At 38.2% G+C, this 13,233-nt stretch carries 17 protein-coding genes; 12 read left to right on the top strand and 5 right to left on the bottom strand.

Annotated elements, in window-relative coordinates; translation table 11 throughout:
• Positions 1–204 precede the first annotated feature (204 nt).
• Positions 205–807, top strand: coding sequence for a TetR/AcrR family transcriptional regulator (locus ACFVT8_RS12525; RefSeq protein ID WP_387079498.1), 603 nt, complete (start codon positions 205–207; stop codon positions 805–807).
• A 130-nt stretch (positions 808–937) separates the two neighbouring features.
• Here ACFVT8_RS12525 and ACFVT8_RS12520 read toward each other — a convergent pair whose 3' ends face one another.
• The 4 genes from ACFVT8_RS12520 to ACFVT8_RS12505 all read right to left on the bottom strand — a co-directional run bounded on the left by ACFVT8_RS12520 (position 938) and on the right by ACFVT8_RS12505 (position 3,778).
• Positions 938–1,747, bottom strand: coding sequence for a DsbA family protein (locus ACFVT8_RS12520; protein ID WP_387079500.1), 810 nt, complete (start codon positions 1,745–1,747; stop codon positions 938–940).
• A complete protein-coding gene (locus ACFVT8_RS12515; protein ID WP_387079502.1) occupies positions 1,740–2,147 on the bottom strand; it encodes a globin domain-containing protein in 408 nt (135 codons plus the stop codon). Before ACFVT8_RS12515 ends, ACFVT8_RS12520 begins: the two co-directional genes overlap by 8 nt.
• A 218-nt stretch (positions 2,148–2,365) precedes the next feature.
• Positions 2,366–3,154, bottom strand: a complete 789-nt coding sequence (locus tag ACFVT8_RS12510; protein ID WP_387079504.1) for a lytic transglycosylase domain-containing protein — start codon at positions 3,152–3,154, stop codon at positions 2,366–2,368.
• A 39-nt stretch (positions 3,155–3,193) separates the two neighbouring features.
• Positions 3,194–3,778, bottom strand: a complete 585-nt coding sequence (locus tag ACFVT8_RS12505; RefSeq protein ID WP_387079505.1) for a CYTH domain-containing protein — start codon at positions 3,776–3,778, stop codon at positions 3,194–3,196.
• Between the two features lie 243 nt (positions 3,779–4,021).
• On the opposite strand from ACFVT8_RS12505, the gene ACFVT8_RS12500 reads away from it, so the two are divergent.
• The 6 genes from ACFVT8_RS12500 to ACFVT8_RS12475 all read left to right on the top strand — a co-directional run bounded on the left by ACFVT8_RS12500 (position 4,022) and on the right by ACFVT8_RS12475 (position 9,655).
• The gene (locus ACFVT8_RS12500) at positions 4,022–4,405 is read left to right on the top strand and encodes a UPF0738 family protein (RefSeq protein ID WP_387079506.1); all 384 of its coding nucleotides are present in this window, start codon (positions 4,022–4,024) and stop codon (positions 4,403–4,405) included.
• A 62-nt stretch (positions 4,406–4,467) separates the two neighbouring features.
• Positions 4,468–5,139, top strand: coding sequence for a GTP diphosphokinase (gene yjbM, locus ACFVT8_RS12495; protein ID WP_053483578.1), 672 nt, complete (start codon positions 4,468–4,470; stop codon positions 5,137–5,139).
• Complete coding sequence (locus ACFVT8_RS12490) at positions 5,136–5,930, top strand: NAD kinase (protein ID WP_053483577.1); 795 nt, start codon at positions 5,136–5,138, stop codon at positions 5,928–5,930. The genes yjbM and ACFVT8_RS12490 overlap by 4 nt, the downstream gene beginning before the upstream one ends.
• Position 5,931: 1 nt before the next feature.
• Positions 5,932–6,840: an RluA family pseudouridine synthase gene (locus ACFVT8_RS12485; protein WP_387081461.1), complete on the top strand. Its 909-nt coding sequence runs from the start codon at positions 5,932–5,934 to the stop codon at positions 6,838–6,840.
• Between the two features lie 984 nt (positions 6,841–7,824).
• A complete protein-coding gene (gene mgtE, locus ACFVT8_RS12480) occupies positions 7,825–9,201 on the top strand; it encodes a magnesium transporter (protein WP_387079508.1) in 1,377 nt (458 codons plus the stop codon).
• 52 nt (positions 9,202–9,253) lie between these two features.
• Positions 9,254–9,655 (top strand): hypothetical protein, encoded by a 402-nt coding sequence (locus ACFVT8_RS12475; RefSeq protein WP_387079509.1) that lies wholly within the window; start codon positions 9,254–9,256, stop codon positions 9,653–9,655.
• 64 nt (positions 9,656–9,719) lie between these two features.
• Here ACFVT8_RS12475 and ACFVT8_RS12470 read toward each other — a convergent pair whose 3' ends face one another.
• Positions 9,720–10,244: a CotY/CotZ family spore coat protein gene (locus tag ACFVT8_RS12470; protein WP_132363913.1), complete on the bottom strand. Its 525-nt coding sequence runs from the start codon at positions 10,242–10,244 to the stop codon at positions 9,720–9,722.
• 133 nt (positions 10,245–10,377) lie between these two features.
• Between ACFVT8_RS12470 and ACFVT8_RS12465 the strand changes: the two genes are divergently transcribed.
• The 5 genes from ACFVT8_RS12465 (at position 10,378) to ACFVT8_RS12445 (ending at position 12,904) form a co-directional block, all read left to right on the top strand.
• Positions 10,378–10,782, top strand: a complete 405-nt coding sequence (locus ACFVT8_RS12465; protein WP_387079511.1) for a YhcN/YlaJ family sporulation lipoprotein — start codon at positions 10,378–10,380, stop codon at positions 10,780–10,782.
• Positions 10,782–11,237 (top strand): stage V sporulation protein AC, encoded by a 456-nt coding sequence (gene spoVAC, locus ACFVT8_RS12460; protein ID WP_387079512.1) that lies wholly within the window; start codon positions 10,782–10,784, stop codon positions 11,235–11,237. The genes ACFVT8_RS12465 and spoVAC overlap by 1 nt, the downstream gene beginning before the upstream one ends.
• The gene (locus ACFVT8_RS12455) at positions 11,231–12,226 is read left to right on the top strand and encodes a stage V sporulation protein AD (protein ID WP_387079513.1); all 996 of its coding nucleotides are present in this window, start codon (positions 11,231–11,233) and stop codon (positions 12,224–12,226) included. Before spoVAC ends, ACFVT8_RS12455 begins: the two co-directional genes overlap by 7 nt.
• 16 nt (positions 12,227–12,242) lie before the next feature.
• Positions 12,243–12,602: a stage V sporulation protein AE gene (gene spoVAE / locus ACFVT8_RS12450; protein ID WP_387081463.1), complete on the top strand. Its 360-nt coding sequence runs from the start codon at positions 12,243–12,245 to the stop codon at positions 12,600–12,602.
• 65 nt (positions 12,603–12,667) lie between these two features.
• Positions 12,668–12,904: a YjcZ family sporulation protein gene (locus ACFVT8_RS12445; protein WP_387079515.1), complete on the top strand. Its 237-nt coding sequence runs from the start codon at positions 12,668–12,670 to the stop codon at positions 12,902–12,904.
• Positions 12,905–13,233: the final 329 nt, after the last annotated feature.

Here is a 13,233-nt window from a genome sequence, read left to right as displayed (position 1 = left end):
CCATATCCTATGGCGATTTATCTGTGCGAAAGCGACAGCAACAACTATAACAACAACACACGACTGAATGATCAACATCGTGTCAGGACGCAATTATGCTGAGGTATAATTAATTTGAATGCAACTGATTGCTATCAATTTCTAATTCCGATATAATATTGAGCAAATTATGTTCGGAGGAGGAAAGAGGGCATAATGGCAAAGTTGAAAACAAGAGAAAAAATTCTTAATGCTGCTTTGACACTTTTTGGTGAAAAAGGATTTGCTGGAACTTCGACACGTGAAATTGCTGAACGTGCCGGTGTGAATCACATTACACTTTTTAGACACTTTGGAAATAAGGAGAATTTGTTTCGTGAGAGTGTTATTTCACATAAAACAGACAGAGATTATTTTCCTAAAATAGAAGAGGCGTTTACAGGTGATATAGAGCATGATCTTAAAATCTTGGCGCAAGCTTATTTTGAAGAAAACATTCCTGTCAAGGAAACTATTTGGGTCCTTATGCGTGAGATTCAACAAGATAAAGAATTTGAAAAAATGTTTTTTGAATACCCAAATAAGCTATTTCATCATTTAGAGAATTATTTAATTAAATTACATGAGCAAGGGAAAATTCCAAAAGGGAACTTTAAATATACAGCGAATTTTTTCTATTCATTGTTGTCGTCAATTTTAGTTTTCCAATTGACATTACCATATATAAATGAGCATATTAATCCGGATATCGATGAGATGATAGATGAGGTTGTACATTTATTTACAGTAAGTTTGTATAACCCGAGAGAACATAACAAAAGCAAGTGAAGTTTTGAACTGCCCCGTAAAAGTTAAATTGATGTCTAACTTTTACGGGGCAGTTCATTTTCTTCACTTGCTTTATTTTTAGGGGCATTTTGGACAAGTCCCTATTTTATAGAATTATAGTATAATTGCATTATTTAATACGCCACAATGTAGCGTGATTTGTCTGAATTCGTTCAATCTTTTGTTGTAGCATACGCTTCTTTAATTCGCGTTCAGCTGTTTGTTCTGTTAATGAGTAGATAAAAGCTACTTCATTTGTTGAAAGTGTATGGAATTTTGTAAATAACGCTTCTATTGTTGGTAATGGTTGGCGCACAAGCTGCTCATCCATCATTTCTTGTAAAATATGTTCATAAACTTCATAGGAATAGCTACCACTAACTTTAAGACCCTCATCTTCAATACATTCATTGAAAAATACAATACTAGGTACTTCATCAACTTCCATTTCACGTTTAATATATAAATCGCTTTGGAAGGCGCGTGCTGCTTCCTTTGAACCAAAGTCTGCGGAAAATTCATTCATGTCTAATTGAACATCTTCAGCAATTTTTAACAGCGTTGCATAAGAATTGACATCTTGTTTGTTTAGTAATACATATTCTTGTAGTTTCGACAAATAGCGTGCTCCTGCACGTTTGCCCTGTAACTCTGCAGCTTTAATAGCGATAGATGGTAAAACAGGGTGATTAATGTCGAGCTCAATACCTGATACACAACCCTTTACACGCTTACTTAAACAATTTAGTGTGGCAAGCTCTGTGCTTAGTACAAGGCGCCATGTGAAATAATGGTTGTACTCTAGCTGTAATCTACGAAGAATGGCTTGCATATTAAAAGCTTCAGGACAAAGTGGATCTACGAAAATATACAATTCAATAGGCTTATTAACAGTAGAAAACTCAGGAGTTGGCTCTTGCAACAATTGAATATTATTCACGTAACAATTCCCCCTCATCGTCATTTGGTGTATTAATCATGTGATGAGCTGTTAATACTAAACGTTGATAATAAGTTTCGCGGAACTTCCCTTCTAACCCAACTTCATCCATTGCTTCGGACATACATTCAAGCCAAGCTTGAGCACGATCAGGTGTAATAGGAAAATTCATATGGCGTGCACGCATCATTGGATGTCCATGCTCCTCAGTAAAAAGATTTGGTCCACCTAAATACTGTGTTTGAAATTGAATTTGCTTGCGGGCTGTCTCTGTCAAATCTTTCGGAAAGATTGGAATAAGATCAGGATGCTTAGCAACTCTTTTATAGAACGCATGGATTAGCTCTGAAAGCTTTTCAGCTCCCAGCTCCTCATAAGGAACAGTGTATTTTCGACTCATAAGTTAAATGCCCCTTTAATTCTTTATATCGTAAAGTATATTTTTATACTTGGTCATCTTTACAAATGTGAATTTCTTGTGACTACCTTTATTCTATCAACGTCTTTTCGTTAACACAAACAAAGCGCTCTTCTGAAATGTTTTTCCCTAGAAAAGCACAAATTTCACCACGGGGGTGAAATTTGCCGAAAAAGACAGTATTAACAATTAATGTGCGATTAAACTGTGTAGTAATTCATCACTTTTTTGACATAATCCTGTGTTTCTTTAAAAGGAGGAATGCCACCATACTTTGTAACGCGTGAAGATCCTGCATTATAAGCAGCTAACGCTAGTGTAGGATCATTATCAAATTTATCTAGCAATTGGCGCAAATACTTTGCCCCTGCCATAATATTTTGCTCAGGATCAAAGGCGTTTGTAACCCCTAAATATTGTGCTGTTTTTGGCATTAATTGCATTAATCCTTGTGCTCCAGCATGACTAACCACATTTGAATTAAAATTAGACTCTTGCTTAATCACTGAAGCGATGAGTTTCTCAGGTACATTATATGTAGATGCTGCCTTTTGAATAATGGATGCGTATTGGTTCGCACCTGCTAATGAATTGGCATACGCTGTTGAACCAATTACATCATCCGAAACATAGGAGTCGAGTTTTGTACTAGATTGTGTGTTTGCTAATGCTGCCTGTACAGCAGTAGGTATGTAAACGGCATTAGAACCATTATAAAGTAATGATTGATATGCACTATTTTGCATGTTTTCAGATAACCCATTTAAACTACTAAACTGATTCATCAATGACGAAGCGCTTGATACACCCCCGAGCAAACTAGATAATTTTGCACTATTAGTAGTAGTTGAGTCGCCAAGCAATTCGCTAATCATGTCTGAAAACATAGAATTGCTGTCTGTAAGATTGTTTGACGATGAATTTTCTGAAGATCCTAGTGTTTGTAATGCTTGAATGTCAAGTAAAGTTCTGAGTGATTGGATATCCAAGGAGTTGTCACCCTTTCTTGTGTACTAGTTAAGCTATTGTTATTTATTCATTTGTAATGCTTTCATAAAACGTGCGATTTTTTTATCTGTTGCCCGTTTTTCAATACCATATTGCTGTAGAAAATCGTCGAAGATTGTATTTCCTTTTATTTCATCTTTTGATTCATATTCTACCTCATAATCGTCGCACTGCAAATAGAAAGAATGATCAAATACTAGTAAACCATCCTTATAAGGAATTTCGACACGATCAGTTGTTAGTGAACCAAATACTGCTAATTCTTTTAAAGGGATGTTGAAGAGAGCTAGTCTTTTTGCTACTTCTTGGGCATAGAATCCTTCTCCAACAAGCATTTTCTTAGCTTGCTCAGCAGTTAATTCGTCAGTTGTTTCTAAATGTGCATGCTCTGCATTTTTTTCTTTTAAAGTACATTCAAAATATTTGTCGATTTGTCTAATGCGAAGCCCACTTTGTCGTTTTTGAATAGCTTGAGAAGGTGTGTCGAAATAATGATTTGTTTGACGATGAATAGCATTTTCGGGAATATTGAATTCTTGCAATAAATGTTCGTATTGTTGTTTTGTTAAAAGATTTTTAAATTCTATTTCAAGTTGTTGTGCCATATGCTCACCTGTTTGTTTTAATTTTTTTTAAAAGTGTGTTGATTAGAAAAAAGATTAACATGTATAGTTAATCTCTGTTCCGACTGGGACCCTCAGGAAAGCGCCCAGTCGGAACGGAAATCAACTACACGCTATGATAAAAAGTTTAGTTCGTTATTTCATTGATTTAGTATTTACACACTGCAACTAATTACCCTCTATGCTAAAATAAGAGGAAGAGTAAGACGAAAAGGGGAACCGCATGTGCGTAAAATTTATACAATAGAAACATTGAATTTTAAAAACGAGCAACTTCATTTTAGTTTAAACGACATTGAAGTAAATTTACAGTTAAAACCTGCTGCACAATTAATTGCAGATTCTGATGACTTTGCGTTTATTTATTTACTTGATGCAGGAGAGAATTATCATTACTTGCGTTTTCCACCGAGTAGTTGGGAGCAACTTGTACATATTTTACAAAAAAAGCAAAATCCCAAGCTACAACTAGGTGAAGAAGTTATTGAACTTACAAATTTTTACGATGAACTGGAAATGCTCGTGTATAATATTGAAGGAAATTACAATTATGGGGCGGAATTTGTCCAAATGGTGGAACAACACTTCAAGGCAATTCTTGCTGAATAAAAAGACAAAACGAACAGACGGTGTTGGTTTTGTTCGATACCGAATGTCGGGAGGTTTTTGCGATGGGACAATGGGAAATATTTTTAAGTCCTTATAAACAAGCAGTAGATGAGTTAAAAGTAAAATTAAAAGGTATGCGTTCACAGTTTGGTATTGTTAATGCAAATTCGCCAATTGAATTTGTGACGGGACGTGTAAAGCCTTTAGCAAGCATATACGATAAATCATTAGAAAAAGGGCTTGCCTTTGAGCCTTCTAAACGACTAGGCGATGAGCTAGGGGATATTGCAGGCTTACGTATTATGTGTCAATTTGTAGATGATATTTCTACAGTTACGGAGCTAATACGTCAACGTAAAGATATGCGTGTAGTAGAAGAGCGTGATTATATTACACATAATAAGCCAAGTGGATACCGCTCATATCATATGATTGTTGAATATCCTGTAGAGACGATACAGGGGAAAAAAGTGGTGTTAGCGGAAATACAAATAAGAACACTAGCTATGAATTTCTGGGCATCAATTGAGCATTCTTTAAATTATAAATATAAAGGCATGTTCCCCGAAGAAATAAAAAATCGACTTCAAAGTGCAGCGGAGGCTGCCTTCCGATTGGATGAGGAAATGTCGTCCATTCGTAGTGAGATTCAAGAGGCACAGGCCTACTTCAGTGAATATAAAGAGGCATCGAATCCTAATTTATTATCGGAGAAGGAGCGTGACACACAATGAAATTTTCTATTCAATCACGTAGAGATGCACAGTCGAACGAATTAATGGAGCTAGCTAGAACGTATTTGCAAGATTTTGGATTAACTTATGATGAAGAGGCTCCTGAAATCGTAATCTCTATTGGAGGAGATGGCACATTACTACATGCCTTTCACCGATATTCTCATTTGCTAGATCAGGTTGCCTTCGTAGGTATCCATACGGGACATTTAGGATTTTATGCGGATTGGAAACCATCTGAATTAGAAAAGCTTGTATTGTCCATTGCTAAAAAGGACTTTAACGTTGTGGAATATCCACTACTATCAGTAAAGGTGGAGCATCATAATGCGGAATCCAATACGTATTTAGCGTTAAATGAAGCAACTGTGAAATCACCAGATGTCACGCTTGTTATGGATGTAGAGTTAAATGGTAATCAGTTTGAACGTTTCCGTGGAGACGGTCTTTGTGTGTCAACTCCTTCTGGTAGTACAGCTTATAATAAAGCCCTCGGTGGAGCAATTATTCACCCGACTTTAGCAGCACTCCAAATCACTGAGATAGCATCTATCAATAACCGTGTCTTCCGTACAGTTGGTTCACCACTCATTTTACCAGCACACCATCACTGTGTTTTACGTCCAGTAAATGAACAAAACTTTAATATGACTGTTGATCATTTACAAGTTACGCAAGGCGATGTGAAGTCAATTGCTTTTAATGTAGCAACTGAAAGAGTGCGTTTTGCCCGTTTCCGTCCATTCCCATTCTGGGAACGAGTACATGAATCATTCGTGGCAAATGAGTAAAATGGATACAAGGTTTACACTGCATTTTATAGCGGAAAAGGATGGCCAACTACTAAGGGAGGCCTTATCTGAATGGCGCATTTCCAAGCGAGCTTTAACAGCTATTAAATTTGATGGAGGATTACTGACAGTGAATGGTGTAGAACGCAATGTTCGACATCCTCTTCACGTTGGGGATCGAGTTGAGGTTAAATTCCCTCCTGAAGAAAAAAGTGAAGGACTCGCAGTTGAACATGGTGAACTTTCTATTATTTATGAAGATGAAGCTATTTTAGTGCTTAATAAGCCTGCACATCAGAGTACGATTCCTTCGCGTGAGCATCCAACACATAGCGTAGCTAATCTAGTGTGTGGTCATTTTCAGCAGCAAGGTCTAGCATCAACTGCTCATATCGTAACGAGACTTGACCGTGATACTTCTGGCTTGCTATGCATTGCCAAACATGCTCATATTCATCATTTAACGGGACTTGCACAGCGCAGTGGAGAGATTTCTCGACAATATGAAGCAATTGTACATGGACATGTTGCACAAGAATTACAATCAATCATTGCTCCTATTGGACGCAAGGAGACGAGTATCATTGAGCGAGAAGTGCGTGAGGATGGTCAATTTGCGCATACAGATGTGACAATTTTAAGGCACTTTTATTTACATGATGAACCGATGACACATATACAACTAAAGTTGCACACAGGGCGTACACATCAAATCCGTGTGCATATGGCCTACGTGGGACATCCACTTGTTGGAGATGAACTTTATGGTGGAAGTCGCGAGCTTATCAATAGACAAGCCTTACACTGTGTGTCATTAAAGATGCTTCATCCTTTGACGGGTGAGCGTTTACAATTCACAAGTAACTTAAATGAAGATATGCAACGATTATTGAATGGCTCCTTAGTTTGAAGTTCGAGACCATCTAAACAGTCATTAGTTCACTAAAAGTGAAAACTATTACTGAATCATGTTATAAAGTTAAGGAGATGTTCGCACAAACGGGCATCTCTTTATCATTTTATTTTTTATAAAAGTAATAAGTCTTTCTTAACAGCACGTTAACAGAACAAAAAGTGATTGTAGGGTATAGTAGAGTAGAGAGTTTTTAGGCTCAGTACCATAAGTTGAGAATGACATTTTTTTAATATATGTTATGTATATTAGTTGATTGGAGTGGAGACTGGGCGACTCCTTGGGGATTAGCAATAGAGGAACGAAGGCTAAAACCATCACGTCCTGTGATAACGCCTTCGTGACCAACATCGTGCTGTTGCTGTCGCTACGTTGCACTACGCTTTCGCGCAAAAAACATCTGTTGGCCCAAGCGGTTCATCGGACGCCCCCAGGAAGCTCTGCTCTGCGCGAAAGCGAAGCGTCAGCGGCAAATGTTTTCTGTAGCGAAAGCAAAGCGACAGCTACAAAGCGCCCAGTCGGAACAGAAATCAACCCCATGTTATGGTAATAGGTAAGAAATAGAGACGTTTACCCACAGATTTATCCAATTAGATTGCAGCGATGCCGTAGATTGCTAAGTAGTAAAAAAAGGGTTTGCAGAAAAGGCACAATACACTCTATTATATATAAGGTAGATTTACGGCATTGCCCGTATCAATGATTTAACTTATTTCAGCAAATGTTTTCTGTACAGAAAGCAAAGCGACAGGTACAAATGAATTTACTTTTCGGCGGTTGGTCAAACATCCGCTGAAATATAGGAACTCAGTCTAAGAACGCCACGTCCTGTGGCAAAGACTGAGTGACCAACATCACGTTGGCCTAAAGCCTCCGGCGGATGTCACGGAATCGGAAATGAGTTCTTTGTGCAAGCACAAAGCCGATTCTGGACGCAATTATGCCGAGGCATAACTGATTGCTCGGAAGGAGGGGACAAGCATGATAGAGGAAAGAAATGAAAAGAATGAAGTACAATTCGACGAAGCACGTTTGCGAGAAATGCTCGAATCACATGATATAAACGCATTCCGCGATGAGTTTTTAGAGCTTCATCCATATGATCAGGCAACGTTTTATGAGAAGGTGGAGCCTGATATAAGGAAGATCATCTATTCGTTCTTGTCTCCGACGGAAATGGCTGATATTTTTGAGGCAATCGAAATAGATGATGATGAATACACAGCGTATCTAGCTGAGATGGATCCGTCATATGGTGCAGAAATGCTTTCTCATATGTATGCGGATGATGCAGCAGACGTTTTAAATGAGTTGGATACAAAACAACGTGAAAGCTATTTAGGCATGATGGATGAGGAAGCAGCTGAAGAGATTAACGAGTTATTAAGATATGACGAAGGTACAGCTGGTTCTATCATGACACCTGAATATGTAGCGATACCAGAAAATTCTACTGTGCGTTCAGCAATGGCAATTTTACGGAAAGAAGCGCCAGAAGCTGAAACCATTTATTATATATTTGTCGTTGATGAAGCACATCGATTAACAGGCGTTATTACGCTTCGTGATTTAATTATAGCTGATGAAGATACCCTTATCCGTTCAATTATGAATGAACGTGTTGTCATGGTGCACGTAGGGGATGACCAAGAAGAGGTTGCTCAAATTATGAAGGACTATAACTTCTTAGCGACACCGGTTATTGACGATAAGGGAGAATTACTAGGGATTATTACAGTCGACGATATTATCGACGTTATTGATGAAGAAGCCTCGGAGGATTACTCTAAATTAGCGGGTATTTCCGATATGGATAAATTTGATACAACTTCATTCCAAGCGGCTAAAAAGCGTTTGCCATGGCTTGTCATATTATTATTTTTAGGGATGTTGACAGCAAATTTGATGGGACAGTTTGAGGCAACGTTAGAGCAGGTTGCGTTACTCGCAGTGTTTATTCCTCTCATTTCAGGTACTTCAGGAAATAGTGGAACACAAGCACTAGCGGTAGCTATTCGAGGAATTGCAACAGGAGACGTCGAAGAACATAGCAAGCTAAAATTACTACTACGTGAAGCTGGTACAGGCTTAATGTCTGGAATTGTTTGTGGATTGATAGTGATCGGCATCATCTATGTTTGGAAACAAGAGTTGATTCTTGGGATGCTGGTGGGAGCAGCGCTTTGTGGTTCTATTTTAGTAGCAACACTTGCAGGTTCTTTTATTCCACTACTAATGCATCGCATGAAGATTGATCCGGCTGTCGCATCAGGTCCATTTATTACAACGTTAAATGATATTACAAGTATTTTAATTTACTTAGGTTTAGCGACAGTGTTCTTAAGTCAAATAGGCTGAGAACCAAATTTCTTCCTCTTGCATATTGTATGAAAAAAGGGAAGTGAGTAATGTGGGTCAAGAGCCACGCTTGTTTATAAAGTCACCATCATATTTTCTAAATATTTCTAAGATGCTACATGAACTTGAATTGGAAGAAAGTACGTCAGTGTATATAAAGGACGGCTATTTCAATGAACAAACTATTGAAGAAAAAGAAGAAGTGGTTGAAAAAGTACAAATAGATCCGTATTTACTAAAGCAGCTTCAATTTTTAGAGAAGCCTTTTCGGCAAAAAGCCTATCAACCATTACTTATATGTTTAAAGGATGGTAGAGAATTACGTGGTAGTGCATCTGATGTACAGACCGATTCGTTAATGCTTACTTCTTTCGAATTAAAGACGCAAGAGATTATCTATTTTGAGGACATAGATCAAGTATTATGGCGAGGTAAACAATTACCAACCTTATGAAAAAAGTGTACAGCAGAGGATGCTGTACACTTTTTTTATGTGTAGTGTGTCAAAGGAGAAAAGATTATTCACAAATTCCTAAGTCAACATCAGCAATACATTGTACAGCGCAGAAGCATGATAAATCTACAGTAATACAGCTCTCAGTTGAATTCCAATCATCTACTTTACATATTTTTTTCATGTTGACACAGCAGCCATCTCGACTTAATAAATCTACTGTACTTTCGCTGGAGTCAAATGAACATAAAGGCTCTAAAACACGCAAAGTAGCGCAGCATTCATCGAACATATCTTCTACACGGAAAAATACTGATGTACAGATACATGGATCTGCTGTTGGTGAACTGAAAAATGCTTTAAAAGGAGTACCGTCTTTTGTAATTAACATGAATACACGTGTATCTGCATGAGAGCGTGCAGGACTTACAATGCCTCCAAGTGGTTCTAAGAAACAGTTAGCTGTACATGGTTGACATTCATCTCTCACCGCTTGATTCTGAATGTCTAAGATAGCGCGTACTACGTCACAAACGCAGCCTGCTGAATGGATTGGTCCAATAGGATTTGTTGGCTTGCCACAACCCATATTGTCACCTCCTTTCCTTGTTACTACTTCTACAATATGTGCTTATGAAAAATGGACTCGGGCTTTCGTATATATAGTTAAATGAATAGTTTTTTTATGGTTGGAGAAACTTTAAAGAAAAGGAGGGTAAAACTTGAAGCTTTTAGGAATGATGTTACCTCTATTAGTCAGTTTGTCACTTTTAAGTGGTTGTGGTGAAAAAGAAAAAGTTATTGTCTACGGTTCACCAGAAAATGAAAAGGAAGTTGAATCCATTTTAAAAGAACATGACTATGTAGACAAAACAACGGTTATCCAATATGACAATAGTATGCTTGTAGCGGTGCAAATTAAACAGTGGGATAAATGGAAAAAGGCTAAATTAGAGAAAAAGTTGCAAAAGAAATTTGATGAAAAATATCCAAACAAAGATGTTTTTGTCTCAGCTGATTATAAAATATTTTATGAAGCCAATAAAATAAAAAAGGAACAAGTTGAAGATAATAAACTGAAAGATAAAATTAAGAAATTGAAAAAGCTTGCAAAGGAGGAAACATAATGGAAAAAGATCAATACCAGCAATTAGAACAAAATGTCACGCCTAAACCGCCCTATTTTAAGAATGTTGCTAAGGCGTTTCTAGTAGGTGGACTTATTTGTACAATTGGGCAAGCCGTATCACTTTTTTATATGACTTTCTTTGATTTTACCGAAGCGACAGTCGGAAATCCAACAGTAGCAACAATGATATTTTTCGCCATGATTTTAACTGGGATTGGCTTATATAAGAAAATTGGTCAATTTGCTGGAGCTGGATCAGCTGTCCCAGTTACAGGGTTTGGTAATGCTGTAATTTCTGCTGCCATTGAGCATAGATCTGAAGGATTAGTACTCGGTGTTGGAGGAAATTTATTTAAATTAGCTGGTTCAGTTGTATTATTTGGTGTTGTCTCCGCCTTTTTTATTGCACTTATTAAATTCATTCTTGTGACGATAGGAGTGGTTTCATGGTAATTGTTTTTCAATCGAAGCCGTCCTTAATAGCAGGTGGTGTGGTAGCAGGACCACTAGAGAAACGTAGTATATTTAGTCAACATTTCGATGCGACCTATGACGATGAACGTTGGCAAATGAAAACAAATGAACAAGGTCATCGAAAAATGGTTGAAGAGGCTTGTGAATTTGCCATGAAAAAAGCGGGCGTGAAAAATAAGGACATAGATTACTTTATGGGCGGCGATTTGGTTAACCAAATGACACCAACCAATTTTGCGGCCAGAGACCTAGACATTCCTTTTATAGGATTATTCTCAGCGTGTGCTACCTCTATATCTTCCGTAATTATTGCGAGCCTATTAACAGAAGTAGGTGCCTCCAATTTATCGTTAGCTGGTGCATCTAGTCAACACAATGCGGTTGAACGACAATTCCGCTATCCAATCAATTATGGCTCACAAAAGCCCCAAACTGCTCAATGGACGGTAACGGCTGCTGGTTATGCTCTTGTTGGTAAACATCATGAGGAATACCCTTCTATTGAAGCAGCGACTATTGGCAAATCGGTTGATTATGGTATGGATGACCCTTTCCACATGGGTGCAGCGATGGCACCTGCCGCTTTTCAAACCATTCAATCACATTTAGAGCAGCGAAATCAAAAAATTTACCATTATGATTTAATTTTAACAGGTGATTTAGGTCAACTTGGCATAAAACTTCTAAAAGGAATGTTTGTTGAGAGTGGCATAAAGAGCGAAGAGTTAACACCTTTACGTGATGCAGGTGCTGAGTTTTATGGACAGGATGAAACGTTTCAATCCGGTGCAAGTGGTGCAGGTTGTTCGGCAGCTGTTTTTTTTAGTTACGTGATTCAACAGATGCGAGCAGGTACCTATAAACGAGTACTTCTTGTGGCGACAGGAGCGTTATTGTCTCCGCTATCATTTCAACAGGGCGAGACAATTCCATGTACGGCACATGCGATTGAAATTACAATGAAATGAGGCAAAAGCTATGGTTATGACATTTGTGTTCGCATTTTTTGTAGGAGGCATTATTTGCGCCATAGGTCAATTATTAATGGATTTTGGTAAATTAACACCTGGACATACATTGAGTACTCTAGTCGTAGCTGGTGCAATTCTTGCCGGAATGGGTTTGTATGAACCACTCATTAATTTTGCTGGTGCCGGTGCAACTGTCCCTATTACATCTTTTGGAAATTCTTTGACGCAAGGTGCAATTGTTGAAGCGGAAAGACATGGGCTAGTAGGTGTACTAACTGGGATGTTCGAGGTGACAAGCTCAGGAATCAGTGCTGCCGTTGTTTTTGGCTTTATTGGAGCTTTAATATTTAAACCTAAAGGAAATGTTGATTAGACGAATACCCCACCCATTTTTACAACCCTAACATATTATAGGTTGTAGAAGGGAGGGGTATTTTTATGGGATATCAAGGCTGGGGTGCACATCCGTATGGAGGGCATGCTGATGGTTGTTACGGAGGAGATTATGGCGGTTACTATGGTGGTTCCCATGGAGGATCCCATGGAGGATACTATGGTGGTCACCATGATGGTTGCTATGGAGGTTACTATGGCGGACATGGGCATAGTTCAACTTTTGTCTTAATTGTTGTTCTATTTATTCTTCTGATCATTGTTGGCGCTGCTTGCATATAATTTGATTAACTACTTTCAACATATCTCTTTTGTACCGAAAGCGAAGCGACAGGTACAAATGTTTTATGTAACGTAAGTGAAACGGCAGTTACAGAAGTTTCTCACCTTTATAGGCGGTGAGATGAATGCAGGTTTAGCTATTTTTCAGCGGATGTCCAAACATTTGCTGAAATAGTGGAACTCAGTCTAAGAACGCCACGTCCTGTGGCAACGACTGAGTGACTAACATCGGGTTGGTGTCGCTGCGTTAACACTAAGCTTTCGCACAGAAAACATTTGTTGGCCTAAAGTCTCCGGCGGATGCTATGGAATCGGAAAGGAGTTCATAA

Origin of the sequence: Lysinibacillus sp. NPDC058147, from assembly GCF_042884205.1 — a bacterium.
Lineage (GTDB): Bacteria > Bacillota > Bacilli > Bacillales_A > Planococcaceae > Lysinibacillus.
This window is presented reverse-complemented; position numbering and strand designations above follow the sequence as displayed.

Bases quoted from the DNA above. Each gene is read 5' to 3' on its own strand.
- ACFVT8_RS12490 (WP_053483577.1), top strand. From the start codon at position 5,136: ATGAAATTTTCTATTCAATCACGTAGAGATGCACAGTCGAACGAATTA.
- spoVAE (WP_387081463.1), top strand. From the start codon at position 12,243: ATGACATTTGTGTTCGCATTTTTTGTAGGAGGCATTATTTGCGCCATA.
- yjbM (WP_053483578.1), top strand. From the start codon at position 4,468: ATGGGACAATGGGAAATATTTTTAAGTCCTTATAAACAAGCAGTAGAT.
- ACFVT8_RS12505 (WP_387079505.1), bottom strand. From the start codon at position 3,778: ATGGCACAACAACTTGAAATAGAATTTAAAAATCTTTTAACAAAACAA.
- ACFVT8_RS12470 (WP_132363913.1), bottom strand. From the start codon at position 10,244: ATGGGTTGTGGCAAGCCAACAAATCCTATTGGACCAATCCATTCAGCA.
- ACFVT8_RS12445 (WP_387079515.1), top strand. From the start codon at position 12,668: ATGGGATATCAAGGCTGGGGTGCACATCCGTATGGAGGGCATGCTGAT.
- ACFVT8_RS12455 (WP_387079513.1), top strand. From the start codon at position 11,231: ATGGTAATTGTTTTTCAATCGAAGCCGTCCTTAATAGCAGGTGGTGTG.
- ACFVT8_RS12515 (WP_387079502.1), bottom strand. From the start codon at position 2,147: ATGAGTCGAAAATACACTGTTCCTTATGAGGAGCTGGGAGCTGAAAAG.
- ACFVT8_RS12485 (WP_387081461.1), top strand. From the start codon at position 5,932: ATGGATACAAGGTTTACACTGCATTTTATAGCGGAAAAGGATGGCCAA.
- spoVAC (WP_387079512.1), top strand. From the start codon at position 10,782: ATGGAAAAAGATCAATACCAGCAATTAGAACAAAATGTCACGCCTAAA.
- mgtE (WP_387079508.1), top strand. From the start codon at position 7,825: ATGATAGAGGAAAGAAATGAAAAGAATGAAGTACAATTCGACGAAGCA.